Source organism: Pseudomonas yamanorum (genome assembly GCF_900105735.1).
Classification (GTDB): Bacteria; Pseudomonadota; Gammaproteobacteria; order Pseudomonadales; family Pseudomonadaceae; genus Aquipseudomonas; species Aquipseudomonas yamanorum.
The window spans coordinates 3,593,244-3,613,456 of record NZ_LT629793.1 but is presented as its reverse complement, the minus strand read 5'-3'; the positions used below and the strand labels follow the sequence as shown (position 1 = coordinate 3,613,456).

At 63.3% G+C, this 20,213-nt stretch carries 15 protein-coding genes; 4 read left to right on the top strand and 11 right to left on the bottom strand.

Features of this window, described 5'->3' with window-relative positions:
• Positions 1 to 59: 59 nt before the first annotated feature.
• From BLU46_RS16910 to tagH, 11 genes are read right to left on the bottom strand one after another with little or no spacing between them, the layout of a single operon-like run.
• Positions 60 to 1,772: a formylglycine-generating enzyme family protein gene (locus tag BLU46_RS16910; RefSeq protein WP_093203665.1), complete on the bottom strand. Its 1,713-nt coding sequence runs from the start codon at positions 1,770 to 1,772 to the stop codon at positions 60 to 62.
• Positions 1,765 to 2,949: an ABC transporter permease family protein gene (locus BLU46_RS16905; RefSeq protein ID WP_093203662.1), complete on the bottom strand. Its 1,185-nt coding sequence runs from the start codon at positions 2,947 to 2,949 to the stop codon at positions 1,765 to 1,767. Before BLU46_RS16905 ends, BLU46_RS16910 begins: the two co-directional genes overlap by 8 nt.
• Positions 2,949 to 3,653, bottom strand: a complete 705-nt coding sequence (locus BLU46_RS16900) for an ABC transporter ATP-binding protein (RefSeq protein WP_093203659.1) — start codon at positions 3,651 to 3,653, stop codon at positions 2,949 to 2,951. The genes BLU46_RS16905 and BLU46_RS16900 overlap by 1 nt, the downstream gene beginning before the upstream one ends.
• Positions 3,653 to 6,670 carry a serine/threonine-protein kinase gene (locus tag BLU46_RS16895; RefSeq protein ID WP_093203655.1) on the bottom strand — a complete coding sequence of 1,006 codons (3,018 nt, stop codon included), beginning with the start codon at positions 6,668 to 6,670 and terminating at the stop codon, positions 3,653 to 3,655. The genes BLU46_RS16900 and BLU46_RS16895 overlap by 1 nt, the downstream gene beginning before the upstream one ends.
• Complete coding sequence (locus tag BLU46_RS16890) at positions 6,667 to 7,386, bottom strand: PP2C family protein-serine/threonine phosphatase (protein WP_008439456.1); 720 nt, start codon at positions 7,384 to 7,386, stop codon at positions 6,667 to 6,669. The genes BLU46_RS16895 and BLU46_RS16890 overlap by 4 nt, the downstream gene beginning before the upstream one ends.
• Entirely contained in the window at positions 7,387 to 8,040 is a 654-nt protein-coding gene (gene tagF / locus BLU46_RS16885) for a type VI secretion system-associated protein TagF (RefSeq protein ID WP_093203651.1), read from the bottom strand.
• Positions 8,037 to 11,537: a type VI secretion system membrane subunit TssM gene (gene tssM, locus BLU46_RS16880; RefSeq protein WP_093203647.1), complete on the bottom strand. Its 3,501-nt coding sequence runs from the start codon at positions 11,535 to 11,537 to the stop codon at positions 8,037 to 8,039. Before tssM ends, tagF begins: the two co-directional genes overlap by 4 nt.
• Positions 11,534 to 12,823, bottom strand: coding sequence for a DotU family type VI secretion system protein (locus tag BLU46_RS16875; RefSeq protein WP_063033833.1), 1,290 nt, complete (start codon positions 12,821 to 12,823; stop codon positions 11,534 to 11,536). Before BLU46_RS16875 ends, tssM begins: the two co-directional genes overlap by 4 nt.
• A 6-nt stretch (positions 12,824 to 12,829) precedes the next feature.
• The gene (tssK, locus tag BLU46_RS16870) at positions 12,830 to 14,164 is read right to left on the bottom strand and encodes a type VI secretion system baseplate subunit TssK (RefSeq protein WP_093203643.1); all 1,335 of its coding nucleotides are present in this window, start codon (positions 14,162 to 14,164) and stop codon (positions 12,830 to 12,832) included.
• A gap of 14 nt (positions 14,165 to 14,178) precedes the next feature.
• On the bottom strand, positions 14,179 to 14,685 hold the full coding sequence (gene tssJ / locus BLU46_RS16865) for a type VI secretion system lipoprotein TssJ (protein ID WP_063033831.1): 507 nt from the start codon (positions 14,683 to 14,685) through the stop codon (positions 14,179 to 14,181).
• Between the two features lie 52 nt (positions 14,686 to 14,737).
• A complete protein-coding gene (tagH, locus tag BLU46_RS16860; protein WP_093203638.1) occupies positions 14,738 to 16,066 on the bottom strand; it encodes a type VI secretion system-associated FHA domain protein TagH in 1,329 nt (442 codons plus the stop codon).
• A 404-nt stretch (positions 16,067 to 16,470) separates the two neighbouring features.
• On the opposite strand from tagH, the gene tssA reads away from it, so the two are divergent.
• The 4 genes from tssA to BLU46_RS16840 all read left to right on the top strand — a co-directional run bounded on the left by tssA (position 16,471) and on the right by BLU46_RS16840 (position 20,213).
• On the top strand, positions 16,471 to 17,490 hold the full coding sequence (gene tssA / locus BLU46_RS16855) for a type VI secretion system protein TssA (RefSeq protein ID WP_093203634.1): 1,020 nt from the start codon (positions 16,471 to 16,473) through the stop codon (positions 17,488 to 17,490).
• A gap of 54 nt (positions 17,491 to 17,544) precedes the next feature.
• A complete protein-coding gene (tssB, locus tag BLU46_RS16850; RefSeq protein WP_010168268.1) occupies positions 17,545 to 18,051 on the top strand; it encodes a type VI secretion system contractile sheath small subunit in 507 nt (168 codons plus the stop codon).
• A gap of 2 nt (positions 18,052 to 18,053) precedes the next feature.
• Positions 18,054 to 19,550: a type VI secretion system contractile sheath large subunit gene (gene tssC, locus BLU46_RS16845; protein ID WP_010168270.1), complete on the top strand. Its 1,497-nt coding sequence runs from the start codon at positions 18,054 to 18,056 to the stop codon at positions 19,548 to 19,550.
• A gap of 174 nt (positions 19,551 to 19,724) precedes the next feature.
• Positions 19,725 to 20,213 (top strand): Hcp family type VI secretion system effector, encoded by a 489-nt coding sequence (locus BLU46_RS16840; RefSeq protein WP_003213345.1) that lies wholly within the window; start codon positions 19,725 to 19,727, stop codon positions 20,211 to 20,213.

The window sequence follows — 20,213 nt, the reverse complement described above, 5'->3', positions numbered from 1 at the left end:
TTGCCCAGCACGGCCCACCGCCGCCTGAGTCCCTTCCAAGCTCGCCATACAACCAGCGGTCAAGACCGCTGACCGCTCGCTGCGAGCAATTCCTTCAAAATCGTCGCCGGGTCGGCCCGCTGTTGCTTGCGGTAGTTGCCCACATGGCGAACGAATAACGTCGCACGCGTCACCAGGCTCTTGCCCAGTACCGGCTTGCGATCCAACTCTTCCTTGATCCGTTGAAACTGCGCCTGGATCACCGCATCGGTGTAGCGCGTGCCGGTGGCCAGGTTGTCGATGTAGATCGCCACCGCGCCGTCCAGCGCACTGCGCCCATTGGTGATCGCCGTGGCGAACAGCTGCGCGCTGGCTTCGTCCTTGGCGTCGATGGCCTGCTGGCGGCTCTTCTGCAAATTGATCAGGCGGATGTTGTAGTTGTTGATGGTCTCGGCCACCAGGGCCGCAGACTGAATCAGGTTGCCGGCCGCTTCTTCGCGCTGCTGGGCGATCAGCGAAACGTTGCGCTTGAGCTCTTCGTTGACCAGCCCGAGTTCGGCTTGCAGGCGCGGGTCGACGCTGGCGGCGATGATGCTGTCCAGGCGCTTGGTCGGGTCCTGGGCGTCGTCGATGGCGTCGGTCAGCGAGGCCAGGCGGCCTTCTTTCTGCCACTGGGCGAACAGCTCCTTGTAGCGCGAACGCGGCGCCGACAAGGCGCCAATCGCCACGCGAAAGCCGGTGGTCTCGTTGCTTTGTTCGGTGCCGTCGGCGGCGAACAACGGATACTCGCGACGCATGCCGGTGAACAGCGTGCCCTCGCCTTCCAGGTAGTTGCCGCCCTTGACCACGAACCCGCCATAGGTGCCCTGACGACGCCCGGCGTGCACCAGTTGGAAGGATTCCTGGACCATTTCCGCCGCGTTGCCAATCACATCGAACATGCCGATCGGGTTGGGCAACTTGGTGCCGATGGGCATCAACCGCGCCGCTTGGCCGGTGCCACCGGCGACTTGGTTGAACACCGCATAATCGGCGAGCGGGCCGTCGCTTTCGCTGCCCTCGGTGCGCCGTGGGAACAGCCGGCCTTCCAGGTCCTGACGGCTGACCGCCTGGCCGCCGCGTGCGGCGAACTCCCACTCCACTTCGGTAGGCAGGCGCACAAAGCCCAAGCCGCCGTCATCTGCCGAAGCACCGCGACCACTCACCGGCAACAGCTCGCGGTGGTATTTCATCAACCAGGCGCTGTACACCGCCGAGAAGCGTTCCGCCTCAAAACGCGACAGCTTGACCTTGGGCAGGCGCGCCGCCATGCCGGTGGGAACGTCACAGGCCGGGGCGGGTTCGCCGCTGGCCAGGGATTGCGCCTGGGACATGACCTGCGCGTATTGCCGCGCGGTGACTTCGTACTTGCCGATGAAGTACAGCATCGGCTTGAGCGGGGTCTTGGCGTCGGTCTTGGGCATCAACGGCGCGATGACTTTGTTCCAGTCCTTAGGCAGGTCCTTGAGGGTGAACTGGCCGTTGATAAAGTCCCGGCGATAACCGGAAATAAACGACTGCTGGTAGCCCGCCTCGCCCTCGCTGAACGGGTAGCCGAGGCTGATCTCGCGGTCATCCAGGGTGCCCTGGGCCAGCACGTAGGCGTAGCGGAACACCATGTTGCCTTCGCAGGGCAGCGGCAGGCTGACGTCGTCCGGCAACGGCTTGGGGTTGTCCAGCTTGTCGCTCGCCTCATCGGCCCAAGCCACACAGGACAGGGCCAGCGCCATGGCGGCGCCCAGTAACTTATACATCTCTGATTCCTTCAGAAGCCTGGATACGCGTCACACGCCAACCGCCACAGGCCGCCGCCACGGCGCTGACGCCAAGGACAGCTGCCAAGGCCAAACCGTAATGACGCGCCAGCAGATGACTGGCGTACTCGCCTGGCACCTGCACGAATAATTGATTCAGACCTGACTGCGCCAGGCCATACAACACGCCACTCAATACAGCGGCAAACCCCGCGCTGTAGAGCGCCTGCACCACCACAAACAGCAACAGCCCAGCGGTGGAAAACCCCAACAGCCGCAACACCGACAACTCCCGGCGCTTGCGTGCAACCGATGCCAGCGCACCGGCAAAGATCGCGGCAAACGCACCCGCCAACGCCAGCCCGGCGATGATCCAGAACACGATCGACAGGTTGCGGCTCAACGACTGCACCTGGGCGATGGTCTGGGCCTGGGTCGACACCAGCAGATTCTGTCCGGCGAAATACACCCGCAGCGGTTCCACATCCATCAGGCGCCGCGCATACAAGCGGAACGCCGGGTATACCCGCTGCTCGCTCACACCCACCGCATCGCCGTCCCAGCCAAACGCCGGCACCGCGCGGCCATCGCGATAATCTTCCGCCGCTTCCAGCAAGCCCAAGGGCGCAAACAGTCCATCCCGGGCGAAGGCTTCCAGCGGCAATACGTGCAGCACTTGAACCCGAGTGCGCTGCGACTCGACCCGCCCCGCCACTTGGCGACCAAAACTGGCCTCCAGCCAATCACCGGCCTTCGCCCCGAGCTTCTCGGCGGCGGTCTGGCTCAGCACGATCTGATCCAGGCCCTTGGGCATCGGCATGCCGGCCAGCAATGGATCGTTGTCGGCGGTCGGCAGCATCTCCACCGTCACGGCGCCCAACTGCGCCGTCGCTGCAATCTGCCGGGTGCGCGGCAAGGCAAACGCCACGTCATTGCGCTGGCGCAGTTGCTCGACAAATTCACTGCTGAATCGACCACCGCCCAACGGAATAATTTCCCGGGTGGCCGGGTCGTTTTCCAAACGTTCGGTCAAACTGCTAACCAGTCCATATTTCAGGCCAAATAACACCAGCAGCGGGGCGATCACCGCCACCAGCGCGAGCACCGAACACACCGACAGCCACGCGTCGTTGCGGTAATCCTGCCAGGCCAGGGAAGCCACCAGCGCGATACGCATCAGCAGGCCTCCCCGAGGGTCGCGGTGACGCCGCCGTCGGTGTCGCGACGGCAACTGATGCGCCGTACCTGCAGGCCACTGGCCCGGGCCAGGGGTTCGTCATGGGTGGCGATCACGCAGCACGCGCCGCTATTCCGGGCCTGGGCCAACAGTGCCTGCATCACCCGTTCGGCGTTCAACGGGTCGAGCGCAGCGGTGGGTTCATCCGCCAGCAACAGCTGCGGACCGTGGGCCAGTGCCCTCGCGCAGCTGACTCGCTGACGCTGGCCGACGGACAACGCCGCCGGCTTCTTATCCAACTGATCCGTGATCTCCAACTGCTCGGCCAGCCGCGCCACGCTGCCATCGTCCTTCAACCCCAGGAGTTGCCGCGACAACGCAATGTTGCCGCGCACATCGAGAAAACCCAGCAGGCCACCGGTTTGCAGCACATAACCCAGGTGCCGACTGCGCAGGTCCGCCAGCGCGCTTTGCTGGTTGCCGCGCCAGAGTCCGGCGATGTCGACACGGTTGAGCTCGAACTGCCCGACCTGATCCGGCGCCAATACCAGCGCGAGCAAATCCAGCAAGGTGCTCTTGCCACAGCCACTCGGCCCGACCACCGCCAACTGTTCACCCGCACGCAGTTGCAGGCCCGGAATCACCAGGCTGTAGCGCTGGGCACCAACGCCCCGGCTCTTGTGCACTGCGCTCAAGTTCAGCATTACGGCAGCGTCGACAGCGGCACGCGGTACAACGCATCACCCGGCTCGGCATCGCCGAAACGGACCCAATTCGCCACGTCATTGTGGAAGGTTTCGTAGAGGCGGATCTTCGAATCCAGCTCGTCGATAAAGTCTTCCTGCTCGGCCACGCTCAACGACAGCCACAAGTCCTGGGTCATGTTCAGCGACTTGCTGCGATACGGCAGGCCTTCCAGGTATTCGCCAAGGATGCCGCCGTCCGCCAGGTTGCCGCCTTTTTTCAAGGCCTGTGGATCGCGGCTCATATAGGCCGAGGCGCTGGCGATTTCCTGGAAGAAATCCTTCGGTGAGGTCTGGGTTTTGCGCGCAGCGTCGACGATCAGTTTCAAGGATTGCTGCAAATCGTTGAGCTGCAATTTGGTCAGCATCACGCACACCTGGAAGGCCGGCAGCGCGGTGTTGGTCAGGTCGCGGTCGGCAGTCCAGGCGCTCACCAGTTGCGGCGCCTGGCTCGCGGTTTTGCGCCCGAGGAAATCCATGTGCATCGCATAGCCAACGGCTGCAGACTTGTCCGCCAATGTAGGCGCGGCACTGAGCAGCGGCACCGGCTGCGGCGTGTTACTGCGCACCTGATGCACCAGGTTGGCGAACACCGTACCGATCTCGTCGACCCGCTCGCCGAACTTGCGCACATCGCCACCGGGCACCGGCGTGTACAGGTCGCCGATCTGCGGGTTGGCGTCGGCGGTGAGTGTGCGGTACTGGGTTTCGGCGCCGCTGTGGGTTTTCTTGCCGGCATCGGTGCGCAGGTGCAAAGCGTAGATCTTGATCTGCTTGCCCAATGCAGCCTGGCGTACTTCGGCTTCGTTCATCTGGGTGGTGGCGAACGGGTCGTTCTTGCGCAACGCACCGGCGTCAGTCACCAGCAGGATCAGGCGCCCGCCGTAGCCGGACCAGTCCATGCCCTCCACCGCCTGCATCACCCCGGCGAACGCATCTTCGTTGAACGAATGGCTGGACACAGTGGACGCCTTCACCTGCCGGGCCATGTCGAGGAAGCGTTGCGGGTCGCGGCCCTGATCGAGGGTGATCAGGGTCTTGGCCACGTATTCCAGGCCCGGAGTTTTCTTGATGCTGTTGCGAAAACCCACCAGGCCGAAGCTCACGCTGTCCAGCTCGCCACGCTCGGCGATGCGGGTTTGCAGCTCGTGGACCACGTCGCGAACCTGATCGATGTAGGGCTGCATCGACACCGTGGTGTCGACCACCAGCACCACGGCGGTGCGGAAGGCGTCTGCGCTGGCATCGGTCACTGGCGTTCGGCCGACAGCTTTGGCGATGACATTAGGCGTGTTGCCCGGGTCGATGGAGGCAACGTTGAGCAACTGCACCGGCTGGCCGTTTTCGTCGAAGCTCTCTTTGGAGTCGAAGATCGGCAGCAGGTAAAACTGGTTCTGCGGCACAGCACTGGCGGCCGGTTCCAAGGCCAGCACTTGCTGGTTGTCCTCGCTGTTTTTCTGCACCTTGAGCAGCAGGTTTTTCGCTGCGGCAGGATCGGCCAGCAGCTTTTCCACTTCCGCAGATTGGCGCAGGAACATCACCGGCGCCCGGCCCGAACGCTCGGTGAACTTGAGCACAAGGCTCTGCTTCCAGTCGCTGACTTGCGCCGCCGGCAACCAGCCGTCGCTGCGCCCGTCGGTGGCGGCGCCAACCCGCAGCCATGGGCTGCCGTCGACATCCTTGCGCTGGTAGACGTAAAGCACGGAAAACGCCGGCAAACCTTCGCCTGCCGCGCCGCCCGCGTCACTCGACAGTTTTGCGCCGGGCTTGCTCAGTACCCGCTGGAACAGGGTTTTCTTGCCAGCCATCAGTAACGGGCGCTGGCCACCATCGGCCTGCGCCGCCACAGGTTGCGCGGCAGGCGGCGTGGCAGTCGGCGTGGAGGTCTTGGCCGCCTCGACAACCGGCGGCGCGGCGGGCGCATCATCTTTCAACCACCAGTAACTCGCGCCCCCAATCGCCAGCGCCACCGCCACGGCAACCGCTGCCAACGCCAGCACCGGCCCACGGTTTTGTTCGGACACGGCGGAGTGTTGCGTCGGCGTCACCACCGGTTGACGCACCGGTTGCGGCTGCGGTTTGTCGGTCGGGATTTCGATGGAGACCGGCGTGAGTCCGGCCAGGTCATTCGAGACCGCCACCGGAATCGGCAGAGGCCGAATCAACGTCGCCTCGACCTGCTCTTCCTTCGGCAACTGATCCAACGCCCGCAACAACGCCGCCGCATCCGGGAAGCGTTCCGCCGGGTCTTTGGCCAGCAGCTTGCGCAGCACCTCCTGATAACGCCCATGGTGCACCGGCAACTCCGGCAGCGGTTCAGTCAGGTGCGCCAGCGCGGTGGAAAGCGCATCGGTGCCGTTGTAAGGCAGCTTGCCCACCAGGATTTCGTAGAGCACCACGCCCAGCGCATACAGGTCGGCGCGGCCATCAATCTCCTGGCCCCGCGCCTGCTCCGGGCTCATGTAGCTCGGCGTGCCAACGGCAAATCCGGCCTGGGTGAACTGCGTGCGGTCATCCAGGGACTTGGCGATACCAAAGTCCGACAACACCGCCGTGCCATCCGCGCGGAACAGAATGTTCGCCGGCTTCACGTCACGGTGGACCAACCCCTGGGCGTGGGCATAACCCAGCGCCGACGCGATCTGGCGGATATACGTCAGCCCCTGCTCCGGCGTCAGGCCAGCGGCGATGCGCTCCTTGAGCGTGCCATTGGGCAGGTATTCCATGGCCATGTAATACAGCTCACCGACATTGCCGATGTCATGGATGGTCACGGTGTGCGGGTGGGACAGGCGCGCCAGGGTCTTGCCTTCGCGCAGGAAGCGTTCGCAGAAGCTCGGGTCGGCCGCCAGCGCCGCTGCCATGATCTTCAGCGCCACCTTGCGCTCCAGGGAACGCTGGGTCGCCAGGTACACGCTGGCCATGGCGCCAACGCCAATTTCGCCTTCGATGTCGTAGCCGGGAATGACGATGTTCATGTCGACACCTTCACAACGATGGCGGTGATGTTGTCCGGCGCGCCGCGATTGAGCCCCAGGTGCACCAGGCTGCGGACGATTTCGTCGGGCTCGGCATGGCTCAACACTTCGCGAATCTCGTGGTCTTCGACGGTCTTGTTCAGGCCGTCGCTGCACAACAGGTAACTGTCGCCTGGGGCGATCAACAGGTCGACCGACGACAACGCCAACTGCGCTTCCACGCCAATCGCACGGGTGACGATATTCGCCCGTGGATGCACTCGGGCATCGGCTTCACTGAGCAGGCCGCTGTCCTGCAAGTCCTGCACGTAGCTGTGGTCGCGGGAAATGCCTTCCAGCACGCCGTCCCGCAGGCGATACAGTCGGCTGTCGCCGGCCCACAAGCACACGCCGCGCAAGCCGCGAGTGGCGAGCAACACCACGGTGCTGCCCATCATCGTCACGCCACGGTGGGCGGTTTCTTCGCGCACCGCGCCGTTGACTCGCAGCAGGTCGCTGCGCAACGCCGCCGTGTATTCCTCAAGGGAACGGCCCACAGGAATGCTGCGCAAGCTGTCGACAATCAGGCTGCTGACGTAATCCCCTGCTGCGTGCCCGCCCATGCCGTCGGCCACCACCCACAGGCCGTTTTCCGGCAGGTCGAGACAGGCGTCTTCATTGACTTGGCGAACCATGCCGACGTGGCTTTTGCTGGCGGATTTGAACGTGGACCGCATCTACACAACACCTTCTTGGCCAAGCAAAAATTGCGCAAAATCGTCGGCGGCAGGCAGGCCCTGACACCGCAATAAACCGGGGGAAATCTGTTGCGAACCACGGCCCCACCACAGGCTTGCACCTTCGCAGGCCTGTTCGGCAAGCGCAGTCATTCGCGCTTGCGGGTCTGTGGCAGCGACGCGTTGCAGGCCGGCAAAGCGGCTACCCAAGGTGCGTGGTTGGCAGGCTGGAGCGCCGAGGGATTCGATCCCGTCGCTGAAACCTTCGAAGGTGGCACCGGCATCCAGCGTGCTCAGCAGCAGTTCTTCCACCTGTTCAAACCAAGCGTCCGGGCCGCTGACGACGGAGGCCGGATCGCTGTCGTGATCCAACAGCGCAGCCACGGTCAGCGGGAAATAGCGCCCTACCCGGTCGATGCTCGGCATCACCACGCCCACCGCCGCGTCCGGCCCGCACACACCCGGTGCCAACACAAAGCGCCACAGCGGGCTGACCAGGTAAGCGTTCAACCAGTCAGCCCCCAGGCGGGTCTGGCTGGCGAGCAATCCGGACGCCAGCCAGCGGTCCCAAGGACCGATAAAACTCTGGGGCAGCGCACGGCTGACAAAGTCGCCGCGGCACGCCAATTTGCCGTAGAAACCCAGCGTGGTCATAGACGCTCCGGCAGGCTGAAGCCGTTAAGCACGCGACTCTTGAACGGGTTGAAGGCGCTGTTGGCCCGCAACTCGTAGGAGATGCTCGCGCCGTCGACCCGCAGGCGCAGGTTGAAACGGTCCGGTGAATTACCGGCGGTCAGGTCCGATTGCTCCAGCAACCGGAACCACGCCCACGGGCCGTCCAGCGTCACGCCGGAGCGTCCGCTGGCTGACGGCGGCATGATGGAAATGCGCACCACACCAATGCTGCCGGGATTCGGCCACTGCATCGCAACCGGGCGGCTCGGGCCGTGGTCGTAGCTCAGTTGCTGGCCGTCCAGGTCCAACAGGAACTGGGTGATGGTCGCGTCCATCGCCACCGGCTTGAGTTCAAAGCGCACGATCGGCTGGGTGCCACCGGCGCGGAAAAACGCGTCACGAATGGTCGCCGCGCGCTGGAAGGTTTGCAGCACGCCCGGCGCGATGCCGAGTTTCTGCGCCGCGCCCGGCTGCCAGCGCCAGGTTTGGGTGGAGGTGTCGACGTAAGGTTGCAGGTACTTGCGGAAGTAATTGTCCATCACCCCGCCCACCCCAAAGAACTGCCCGAAATCATCCAGAGTCGCGTCCCGCGCACTGCCGGGCGACATCGGATAGCGCCCGGCCAGGGACTGGCGGTACACGTTCACCACTTCGCTGACCCACGCCGCATTCAGCTGGTTACGCACCCCGCCCATCATGCTGTTGGTGGTGGAGTTGACCACCGACTTGACCATGCCCTGCACCAGCGGCGGCTGGCGTTCGGCATTCAAGCTGACCCGCGTGGCCGCAGCCGCCGCCTGGTTTTTCGCTTCGCCGAGTAATGCATCGCCACTGGCGCCGACCATGGCGCTGACCTGCACATACAGCGCATTCATGTCCGCCAGCAGGCCATCAATTGCCGCTGGTTCGCCTTCGTTCTTGCTGACGATGCTATTGAGTTCGGCGAAGTGCGCCGTCACCGGATCTTCACTGGCCGCTGGTGCATTTGCAGTTGGTTGGTCCTGGCCGAGCAAGCCGCCGAGGCGTTCCTTGAGCTTGTCCACGCCACCTTCCACCGGTGCGCCCTTGGCGGCCAGCAGGCGTTCTTCCGCCTGCAGGTCTGTCTCCTTGGAGACCGCCACCAGCAGCTTCTTCAGCGGCGAGGTCGGCCCGGAAATCACCCGCAAAACGTCGGCCGCCTGGGCCACGCTGGTAATCGGCACAAAGTCGATGTCAGCCAGCAAGGCGTCCCACTGGCGTTGATAGTCCTGGAAGTACAGGCGGCGCACGTCGGCTGCGAGGCTGACCACGTTCTGTTGATCCGCCGGCTCGCGGCCCAGCACCCATTGCTCTTCAGCGAGGGTGCCGGTCTGGTTCAGGCTGGTCAGCAGAAAGCCCTGGCGATAACCCTTGGCGGTGAAGAAGCCGCTCAACGGCTCACCCAACGGCTTGCCACTTTTGCGACTGAACACCAGCGCGGCATCACGGCCCGCCGCTTCGTTGATGCGAAAGTCCGGCACGCCTTCCGGCAGTTTCTGGCGCTTGATCCGGTCGTAGACGCGCTGGGCCACCGGCAGTTGCTGCAGTTGCCGGCGCAGATCGTCAATCAAGCGCGGGTCCAGCCGGGCGCTGGGTGGGTGCCGCTCGAACAAGGCCTGCAAGTGTCCGATCAATGCCTGGCGCTGATCCGCCGGCAGGTCCCGTGGCAGGTTGCGGTCCCAGTCCAGGGCGATCCAGGCCTTGATGAAGTCCGGGTCGTAATGCTCGCTGTCGGCGAGCATCAGGTAGGCCTTCAAGCCTTCGTAGAGGAAGTCGGAATTGCCGCCGCCGTGCAGTTGCTCTTCGATGCGCGTCACCAAACGGGGCGCGAACACGGCGATCAACAGCTTGCGGTAGACGCTGGCGGATTCGGCTTCGAGCATGTCGCCCTGATACAGGCCTAACCCTTCGGACCAGCTCGGCGAGTCACCCGCCAGGTTCTTCACGGCGTTGAGCAGCGGCAGCACCGCCAGTACTTCGCGCTGCGCCGGGCTCAGGTTCTGCACGGTCTGGCCCAGCGGTGCGACCTTCTGGTCAACCTGGGCGATGTAGGCCTGGTTGGCGCGATAACTCACCCACCACAGGGTACTGACCACCAGCACCAACGCCACGGTTGCGGCCAACACGCCACGGGCAATCCACTTGCGACGGCGCTCGACCTTCGGATTGACGCCCACCAGGCCACGCTCGGCAAACGCCACGGCGGTGAACAGTTTTTCGATGAAGTAGCTACGCCCGGTGCCGGTCTGACGCGCCAGGTGCTGGCGGTCCAGGTTCATGCTCTGGGCCATGGCGCCGATCAAGCGGTCAATCGGGCTGCCCTCCTGGGTGCCGCTGGTGAAGTACACGCCGCGCAGCAAAACCCGCTCTTCAAAGGCGTTGGGTTTGAACACGCCTTCGAGGAAGCCTTGCAGGCAATCCTTCAACGCGCCGAACTGCTGCGGGAAGCCGTAGATCAGGTCGCGCCGCGCCGGGTCGCGTTCCTGTTGCAGGCGTTCCACCAGGCGCTCGTTGAGGCGCTGCTCCAGACCGGCGAATTCGCTTTGCAAATGGGCCAGCGGGCTGTCGCTGTTCTTGCCGTCGTCGAGGGCGAAGGTCATGCCCCACACCTGGGCGCGCTCTTCCTTGCTCAGGTTGTCGAAGAACTCCATGAAGCCCGGCACCAAGTCGAGCTTGGTCAGCATCAGATAGATCGGGAAGCGCACGCCCAGTTGGGTGTACAGCTCCTGGATACGCAGGCGGATCGCGGCGGCATGGGCGGCACGCTCGGCGTCGCTGCCCAGCAGCAGGTCCGAGAGGCTGATGGCGATAAACGCACCATCAATCGGGCGCCGGGAACGCTGCTTTTTCAGCAGGTCGAGGAAGCCCAGCCAAGCGGCTTTATCCACCGTGGAGTTGCTGTCCTGGGTGGTGTAGCGGCCGGCGGTGTCGAGCAATACGGCTTGGTCGGTAAACCACCAATCGCAATTGCGCGTACCGCCCACGCCCCGCACAGCACCGGCACCCAACTGCGCGGCCAAGGGAAAGTGCAGCCCGGAATTGACCAGCGCGGTGGTCTTGCCCGAACCCGGCGGGCCGATGATCACGTACCACGGCAGCTCATACAGGTTGCGGCGCTCGTCACCGCCCAGCTTGGCCTTTTTCAACAGGGCCAGGGCTTCGTCCATGCGCTGGCGCAGGGTCGCCAGCTCTTCGGCGGTGGCGACGCTGGCCGGGTCTGGCGGGGTTTCCGCGGCGAGGCTGCGCATCACTTCGGCGGCCTGGCGACGGGCCTGGATAATCCGGAACACGCGGTAGGCAATCCACACCGCGAACACCAGGATGATCAGCGCCCAGCGGCGTCCTTCCGGCACCAGCACATCGAGCAACGGCCCCACGAACCAGATGATCAGGCTCAAGGCGATCAGGCCCAGCAACGGGATCACCCAGCGAATCACAAAACTGAAAAACGCCTTCACTCGACCCCCTCCGCCAATACGGTGATTTCTACCCGGCGATTGCGCGCACGGCCTTCAGCAGTGGCGTTGGTCGCCACCGGCTCGGTGTCGCTACGGCCCTCGGCACTGAAGCGTTCCGCCTGGCCGGTCTTGGCCGCGAGAATCTCCAGCACCGACTTGGCCCGCGCCTCGGACAGCGCCCAGTTGGACGGGAACCGCAGGGTCGCAATCGGGCGGTTATCGCTGTGGCCGGTGACCCGCACCTGGCCCTTGACCTTGCGGATGGCGTCGGCAATGCGCAGCATCAGTGGCTGGAAGTCATCGACGATGCTGGAGCTGGCCGAGGCGAACAGTTCATCGCCACGGATGGTCACCACGGAGCGGTCGACAGCATCTTCCACCGCCACGCGACCGGCCTTGATGTCTTCCACCAGGAAGCCCGCCAGGCGTGGCCGCTCGATGATTTTCGGCTGTGCGACCGGACGGTCGATGGCCTGCACCGGGATCTCGCCCAGGGCATGAATATTCTTGAACACCGGCTCGGCATCCGACGCCAGTTTCATCCGCAATCCGAACAGCAACGCCAGCAACAATGCCACGCCGATGGCCACGGCGATCCACGGCGGCATGAACTGCGCCAGGCGATCACGGGCCACGGTTACGCCGCGCCAATGGGGCGACAGCTCGCGCTCATGTTCGCCACGGGCACTGCGAATCGCCGCCGCGGTACGCTCGCGCAAGGCTTCCAGCTGGCTACGGCCGTCGTTCATCACGCGGTAGCGACCTTCGAAACCCAGGCACAGGCACAGGTACAGCAGTTCCAGCAGGTACAGGCGCTCCCGCGGGCTTTGCAGGCAGTGATCCAGCAACTGGAAGACCTTTTCGCCACCCCAGGCTTCGTTGTGCACGGTGATCAGCAAGCTCTGCTTGCCCCAGTCACTGGCACTGCCCCACGGCGTACTCAGCACAGCTTCATCGAGGGCGGTGCACAGCGCGTAACGCGCCAGCAGCACGTCATTGCGGGCCACGCCGGCAGCCTCGGCACGCTCTTCAAACTGGCGCAGGTAGGCCAGCAATTGTGCGCGCAGGCTCGACGGCGCCGGGTGCGAAATCGTGTTGCGCAAGCGCGTCAGCAGCGACAGCAACGGGCCGGCGGCGCTTTCCAGCGGGTTCAGGCCCTGGGCCTTGCCGGTCAGGATCGGCGCAGCGGGCATCGACAGCGGCGCCGGCTCTGCACGAACAGGCTCCGGTGCGCGGCCACCCGGGCGCGGCATGAACTGGGTGCGGTCATCATCATTGGGATGCATCGCTGATTATCCTCGGATGGCCCAGAAAGCCAGGTTCAACCCCGGGAACTGGCCGGCGATGTGGAACGCAAAACCGCCGGAATTACTCAGTTGCTGCCAGTGCTCGCTGCCCCGGTCCAACTCGTAATAGGTGCTGCCTGCGTGGTACGGAATCTGCCGTGGCGCCACCGGCAGCGGCAGCAGGCCGATGCCCGGCAGTTGCAGGTTGACCAGGTCGCGGATGTGTTCCACCGAGCCGACTTTGCTTTGCTGGCCGAAACGCGCGCGCAGAGTTTCGCCCGGCACATCGGCACGCACCACCAAGATGAAACTGGCGCTGTCGATCAAGGTTTTGTCGGCCAGCATCGCCACGTGCACGCCGTAGGCTTTCTCGACAATCGGGATCGGCGTGGCCTTGCTGTCGATCAGCATCGACAGTGCTTCACGCAGGGCCTGCATCACCGGGGTGAAGCTCAGGGCCAGGTCGTCATGTTGGTATTGCGGGTATTCCTGGGGGCGGCGGCCAGTGGTGGAGAAGGTCGAGAACTCGCCGGCCAGGCTCACCAGCTCACTGAAGAAACGCTCCGGGTGCAGCGGGCTCAACTGGCTCAGGTGCTGGATCAGCGGCTGGGCGCGGTTGACCAGTTGCAGCAGCATGAAGTCGGCGATTTCCGAAGCGCCACCAGCGCCCGAGGCCACTACGCGCCCGGCCAACGCCTCGCCGCGCTGGTGCAGCAGGCCCAGCAGTTCGCTGCGAAACGCGGTCAGCGGTTTGCTGGCGGCCACGTCGAGTACCGGCGGGATGTAGCTCTCGTCCAGCACCAGGGCGCGGTCGGCGCGTTTTTCCTTGATGCGCACCAGGCCGATGGCCGCGTAATCGCTGATGCCATCCTGGGCGGTCAACAGCCGCAGGGCACGAGAACCGACCGCCACCGGCGCACGGTTTTCAAAGGGGGCGTTGTCGTCGCGCACTTCGCGCACCTGGCTGACATAGCGCGCCGCTTCCAGGGCTTCGCCTTCGTCGACGGTGTCGCGGGCGCCGGCACGCTTGAGGGGCAGCGCCAGGTAGACCAGGCCATCACGCAGGTGGTCGTCGATGTTCAACGGGCTCGGCGCCAGGTCGTCCTGGGGAATATTGAACGGCGTGCCGTCGGGCAACAAACCGCGCGCCGAGACAATCGCCAGCTTGCCCTGGGCCAACAGGCCCTGGTCGATCAACAATTCGGAGAAGCCCCAGGCCCCTGCCGACAACGGGCGGCTGCGCGCATCGATCAGGTTTTCCAGGTAACGGTCATGCTGCTGGAAGTGCTGCGTTCCGATGAACATGCCTTCCGACCAGACCACGCGATTGTTCCAGGACATGGGGGCTCCGATTCTTATTGAGCAGGGCTGGATGGGGGAACCACGACGTCGGCACGCACGGCATGCACATCGAGGCTGATCTGGTATTCGGTGTATTGGCGCGCCGGCACGTTAAGCACGGTGCGCCACACGGCGCGATCCAGTTCGCGATAGCCCACCAGCAGGCCAATCTGGCGGGTGGACGGGTCGAGGTCGCGCTGGATGCTCAATTGCTGGCCGGGCTGGATCACCACTTCGTCCTGGTCGAGCAGGTCGAGGCCGAGGGTCGACTGGGCGCGATCGGCCAAGGCGAAGTAGTCGGAACGGCTGAAGGTGGCGGCGTTTTTCAGTTCGAAAATCCGCACCCGTACCGGGGCTGCCTGGCCATTGGCACCGGGGTTGAGCCCGGCGATGGCGTGGAAATGCAGCTCGACGGCGGCGGTGTCTGCCTCAGCCTCGGGGGCTTCGGGTTTGGCCGCGTCCTTGGCACACGCCGTCAGCAGAAGCGCGGTGGCGGCTGCGAGTAAAAACCTGGGAATCATCCTGCGTCCTCAATGACGTACTTAGCTATCCGTTGTTCCATGTACTGCGTTGTTAGTGACGCTGTCGGCTGCTGTGCTCTTCGTAGGCACGGCTGAATTCACGCCCGAACAAGTCCTGGAAATCTTCCTGGGCCTCGCGGGAAATATTGCTGTAGAGCTCGGTGAACTGCTGCCAGTACTGGGCCTGGCGCGAACCGTTGAAAATGCTCGACAGCCCGCCGGGCTTGCCCATGCGTTCTTCGAGCTGCGCCGGCTCAAAGCGCGTCAGCAGGTGCTTGATGGCGGCTTCGACCCCGGCCATGACGGCCAGTTGGTGAGCGCGCAGATCGTCGAAACTGTCGCGAACCGCCACGTCCGGCGCCATAAACGCTTGGTTGCTGTGACGAAGGAGCAGCAGTAACGCTTCATCGGCGTTGGGAGCGAATTTCAACGGATTGTTTTCCACCGGTTGAATCACCGTCTGTTGCATGCGGAACTCGCCCTTGAGGCTGCTGCGGGCACGCAGTACGTCGATCAGGCCTTCGACCATCAACCGGTAGCTGCGGCCGATGCTTTCCATTTGGGCTTCGGCCTGGGCCTTGTCCAGGCGCAACTGATCGAGGCCGGCACCGCGCAGGAAGGCTTGCAGCAAATCGGGTTGGTTGGCGTCAGCCACCGGGAGCGGCTGCTCAACCTTGGGCGGCTCGATGATCGGTGTTGGAGCAGGTAGTGGTGGCGGCGCAACAGGCTTGGGTGCCGGGGCATCGCCAAACAAATCCCAGTCGTCGGGAATGATTGAGCCCGAGGCTACCGGCGCAGGCGGTTCAGCCACGGGCAGCGGTGTGGGCGGGCGGAAGTCGTGTAGCTCGGCCGGCACGTGATCATGCACGGTAGCCGGCGGGACGCTGGTGGGTGCGAGGAAGTCGAACAGATCCGGCAGGGTGTCCATCGACGAGGCGCCCTGGAACTGCGGCGCGATCACCGGTTGTGGCGTCGGGGCCTTCACGGCGGCGCCCATCAGGGCTTCGAAACTGTTGGAGGCATCACCAGTGAAAGACGGGGTATCTGTCACTTTCAGGTTGAAATCGATACGTGCCTGGATTTCGTAATCACCGATGCGGATCAGTTCACCGTCTTGCAATGGCTCACTGTTTCCCCGGCGCAAACGGATGCCGGCGTTGACTAACTCAACACCGTTAGTGCTGTTATCAGTTAAATAATAACGACCATCTTTGTATTGAATAACGCAATGCTGCGTGGAAACCAGGCGCTCGGGATCAGGCAGTATCCAGTCATTTTCGGGACCACGGCCAATAGCCATCACTCCCTGATTCATGGACTTTTCAGGGCACTGGCCAGGGGTAATCTTGTGATAACTAGTGATAGTCAAACACAGCGACATCATGCCTCCTTGCTGATACTTCACGCGCGGCCGTTCCCTGGGAGAACTGCTCCCGAGGGATCCACGACAGATCCTTCCAAAACCTTGAAAGCCTGCTTCAACCCGCGTAATTGCTGATCTTAACCGGCCTGTATGACAAAAATCCTGCCTCGGCACCTGCTTCGACTGATCAGTCGCGCAGGATGTTAAGCACCGCACATCTGTCATAGAGGGCGAATAGCTTACCTTGACAAGGCATAAGTACTACACCAAAAATGCACAACTTCTTGAACACCAATGATGGCACTTTGAAATCAGCATGATGTCAAAGCGCTAAATATGACCAAGAAAACATGCAAAGTTCCTCGCGCAACTAATGCATGAGTTGCCCGTTATTTAACGGGCTGATAGGGAGATCGAATTTAGTGGATGTGCCTCTGCTGCTCGCCGCCGTTTCCGCGACTTCGCCTTGTGGCGAAGACTTGGAATATGACGCCGATTATTTGCATCTTGAGCGTGCCGCACAGGGTCAACCCGAGCGCAGCATGGGCGACTCGATCCTGCCTGCCGAACCTCCGGAATGGCGCAGCATCCAGCAGCAAAGCCTCGACCTCCTGCAACGCAGCAAAGACCTGCGCATCACCCATTTCCTGTTGCAAAGCGCCCTCGCCCTCCAAGGCATCGCAGGGCTTGCCGACGCGCTCACGTTGATCAACGCGCTGCTGCGCGAATACTGGGCCGACCTGCATCCGCGCCTGGATGCCGATGACGACAACGACCCCACCGTGCGCATCAACGCCCTCAGCGGCGTGACCAGCGACGCGAACATCCGCCTGCTGCGCGAAGCCATTCTGACCCGTTCGCGTACCTTCGGCCCCGTCAGCCTGCGCGCTGCGCTGAATGCCAGCGGGCTGCAGAGTTTCCCCGGCGAAAGCCTCGGCGCCGAACAGCTCAACGGCGCGTTCCTCGACAGTGATGCCGAGCAACTGCAGGCCACCCACGACGCGCTGAACGCCGCCCGCGCCGCCTGTGAAGCCATCGAACAATACGTCAGCGACAAGGTCGGTTCCGCCCAGGGCGTGGACCTTGGCCCCTTGAGGCAACTGCTCAAGCAGGCCGTGCAGATACTCAACCAATACGCCCCACACAGCGGCGCCGCCAGCGAGCCCGAGGTTGTCAGTGACGACAATGCCCCCTCGGTTGAATACGCCGCCGCGCCCGTTGCCGCACGCCCGACCGGGGACATCGCGAGCCGCGATGAAGTGCTGCGCAGCCTCGACAAAATCCTTGCGTACTACACCCGCCACGAGCCTTCGAGCCCGCTGCCGGTGCTGTTGAACCGAGCGAAGAATCTGGTGCACGCCGACTTTGCGGCCATCGTGCGCAACCTGATTCCCGACGGCATGTCCCAATTTGAAAATCTGCGCGGGCCGGACAGCGAATAAGCGTACGGATCGCGCAGTTACAACACCGTCGCTCAAGCGACCAGGAGCAGCAACGTGGCGAAGCAAAGTTCTCAGAAATTCATCGCGCGCAACCGTGCGCCTCGGGTGCAGATCGAGTACGACGTCGAGCTCTACGGCGCCGAGAAAAAGGTCCAGCTGCCCTTCGTCATGGGCGTGATGGCCGATCTCGCCGGCAAGCCCGCGGAGCCTCTGGCGCCTGTGGCCGACCGCAAGTTCCTTGAAGTGGACGTCGACAACTTCGACTCGCGCCTCAAGGCCATGCAGCCACGCGTCGCGTTCCACGTACCCAACGAGCTGACCGGCGAAGGCAACCTGAGCCTGGACATCACCTTCGAAAGCATGGACGACTTCAGCCCCGCTGCCGTGGCACGCAAGGTCGACTCGCTGAACAAGCTGCTCGAAGCCCGCACGCAGCTGGCCAACCTGCTGACCTACATGGACGGCAAGACCGGCGCTGAAGAAATCATCATGAAAGCGATCAAGGACCCGGCATTGCTGCAGGCCCTTGCGAGCGCGCCGAAGCCGGCAGGGGACCAGTAATCATGACCGAGAATACCGCCCGCGAAGGCGTCCAGAACCTGGGCGCTACCGAAGAAACCAGCGAGTTCGCGTCGCTGCTGCTGCAAGAATTCAAACCCAAGACCGAGCGTGCTCGCGAAGCCGTGGAAACCGCCGTGCGCACCCTGGCCGAGCAGGCACTGGCCCAGACCGACCTGGTGTCCAACGACGCGATCAAGTCGATCGAATCGATCATCGCCGCCATCGACGCCAAGCTCACCGCCCAGGTCAACCAGATCATCCATCACCAGGATTTCCAGCAACTGGAAAGCGCCTGGCGTGGCCTGCACTACCTGGTGAACAACACCGAGAGCGATGAGCAGCTGAAGATTCGCGTGCTCAACATCTCCAAGCCGGACCTGCACAAGACCCTGAAGAAATTCAAGGGCACCGCGTGGGACCAGAGCCCGATCTTCAAGAAGATGTACGAAGAAGAATACGGCCAGTTCGGCGGCGAACCGTACGGTTGCCTGGTGGGCGATTACTACTTCGACCAGTCGCCTCCCGACGTGGAACTGCTGGGCGAGCTGTCGAAAGTCTGCGCCGCGATGCACGCACCGTTCATTGCCGCTGCTTCGCCGACCGTAATGGGCATGGGCTCGTGGCAGGAACTGTCGAACCCGCGCGACCTGACCAAGATCTTCACCACCCCGGAATACGCCGGCTGGCGCTCCCTGCGTGAATCGGAAGACTCGCGCTACATCGGCCTGACCATGCCGCGCTTCCTGGCGCGCCTGCCGTACGGCGCCAAGACCGACCCGGTAGAAGCCTTCGCCTTCGAAGAAAACACCGACGGTGCCGACAGCTCCAAGTACACCTGGGCCAACGCGGCCTACGCGATGGCGGTGAACATCAACCGTTCGTTCAAACATTTCGGCTGGTGCTCGCGCATCCGTGGCGTGGAGTCTGGCGGTGAAGTCGAGAACCTGCCGGCCCACACCTTCCCGACCGATGACGGCGGTGTGGACATGAAGTGCCCGACCGAAATCGCCATCAGCGACCGCCGTGAAGCGGAACTGGCGAAGAACGGTTTCATGCCGCTGCTGCACAAGAAAAACACCGACTTTGCTGCCTTCATCGGCGCCCAGTCGTTGCAGAAACCGGCCGAATACGATGACCCGGACGCCACCGCCAACGCCAACCTGGCCGCGCGCCTGCCGTACCTGTTCGCCACCTGCCGTTTCGCTCACTACTTGAAGTGCATCGTGCGCGACAAGATCGGCTCCTTCAAAGAGAAGGACGAGATGCAGCGCTGGTTGCAGGACTGGATCCTCAACTACGTGGACGGCGACCCGGCACACTCCACCGAAACCACCAAGGCCCAACATCCATTGGCGGCTGCCGAAGTGATCGTGGAAGACGTTGAAGGCAACCCGGGGTACTACAACTCCCGGTTCTACCTGCGCCCGCACTACCAGCTTGAAGGGCTGACCGTGTCGCTGCGCCTGGTATCGAAACTGCCTTCGGCGAAAGGCGCGTAATAAAGATCCGCCGGGATCGGGCTTTTTGTGGGAGCCGGGCTTGCCCGCGATGCAGGCGACGCGGTCTGTCAGTCAGACCGCAGTGATGCCATCGCGGGCAAGCCCGGCTCCCACAGAAAAGCACCGCCCTTGGGTTAACCAAATATCGTGGCTGAGTCCACACAGGGAGAAAACATGGCTGTTGATATTTTCATCAAGATCGGCGACATCAAGGGCGAGTCCATGGACAAGGCCCACAAGGACGAAATCGACGTATTGAACTGGAGCTGGGGCATGGCCCAGTCCGGCAACATGCACGTTGGCGGTGGTGGCGGCGCAGGCAAGGTGAACATCCAGGACCTGTCGCTGACCAAGTACGTCGACAAGGCCTCGCCTAACCTGATGATGCACTGCGCCAGCGGCAAGCACATCGACAAGGTCACGCTGACCGTGCGCAAGGCCGGCGGTGAAAGCCAGGTCGAGTACATGATCATCAACCTGGAAGAAGTGCTGGTTACCTCCCTGAGCACCGGCGGTTCGGGCAGCGATGACCGCCTGACCGAAAACGTGACCCTGAACTTCGCTCAGGTGATGGTGGACTACCAGCCACAGAAAGCCGACGGCACCAAAGACGGCGGCGCGATCAAGTTTGGCTGGAACATTCGCTCCAACACCAAACGCTGA

Coding starts and splice junctions, on each gene's coding strand:
- BLU46_RS16910 (WP_093203665.1), bottom strand. CDS start 1,772: ATGTATAAGTTACTGGGCGCCGCCATGGCGCTGGCCCTGTCCTGTGTG.
- BLU46_RS16905 (WP_093203662.1), bottom strand. CDS start 2,949: ATGCGTATCGCGCTGGTGGCTTCCCTGGCCTGGCAGGATTACCGCAAC.
- BLU46_RS16900 (WP_093203659.1), bottom strand. CDS start 3,653: ATGCTGAACTTGAGCGCAGTGCACAAGAGCCGGGGCGTTGGTGCCCAG.
- BLU46_RS16895 (WP_093203655.1), bottom strand. CDS start 6,670: ATGAACATCGTCATTCCCGGCTACGACATCGAAGGCGAAATTGGCGTT.
- BLU46_RS16890 (WP_008439456.1), bottom strand. CDS start 7,386: ATGCGGTCCACGTTCAAATCCGCCAGCAAAAGCCACGTCGGCATGGTT.
- tagF (WP_093203651.1), bottom strand. CDS start 8,040: ATGACCACGCTGGGTTTCTACGGCAAATTGGCGTGCCGCGGCGACTTT.
- BLU46_RS16875 (WP_063033833.1), bottom strand. CDS start 12,823: ATGCATCCCAATGATGATGACCGCACCCAGTTCATGCCGCGCCCGGGT.
- tssK (WP_093203643.1), bottom strand. CDS start 14,164: ATGTCCTGGAACAATCGCGTGGTCTGGTCGGAAGGCATGTTCATCGGA.
- tssJ (WP_063033831.1), bottom strand. CDS start 14,685: ATGATTCCCAGGTTTTTACTCGCAGCCGCCACCGCGCTTCTGCTGACG.
- tagH (WP_093203638.1), bottom strand. CDS start 16,066: ATGTCGCTGTGTTTGACTATCACTAGTTATCACAAGATTACCCCTGGC.
- tssC (WP_010168270.1), top strand. CDS start 18,054: ATGACCGAGAATACCGCCCGCGAAGGCGTCCAGAACCTGGGCGCTACC.
- BLU46_RS16840 (WP_003213345.1), top strand. CDS start 19,725: ATGGCTGTTGATATTTTCATCAAGATCGGCGACATCAAGGGCGAGTCC.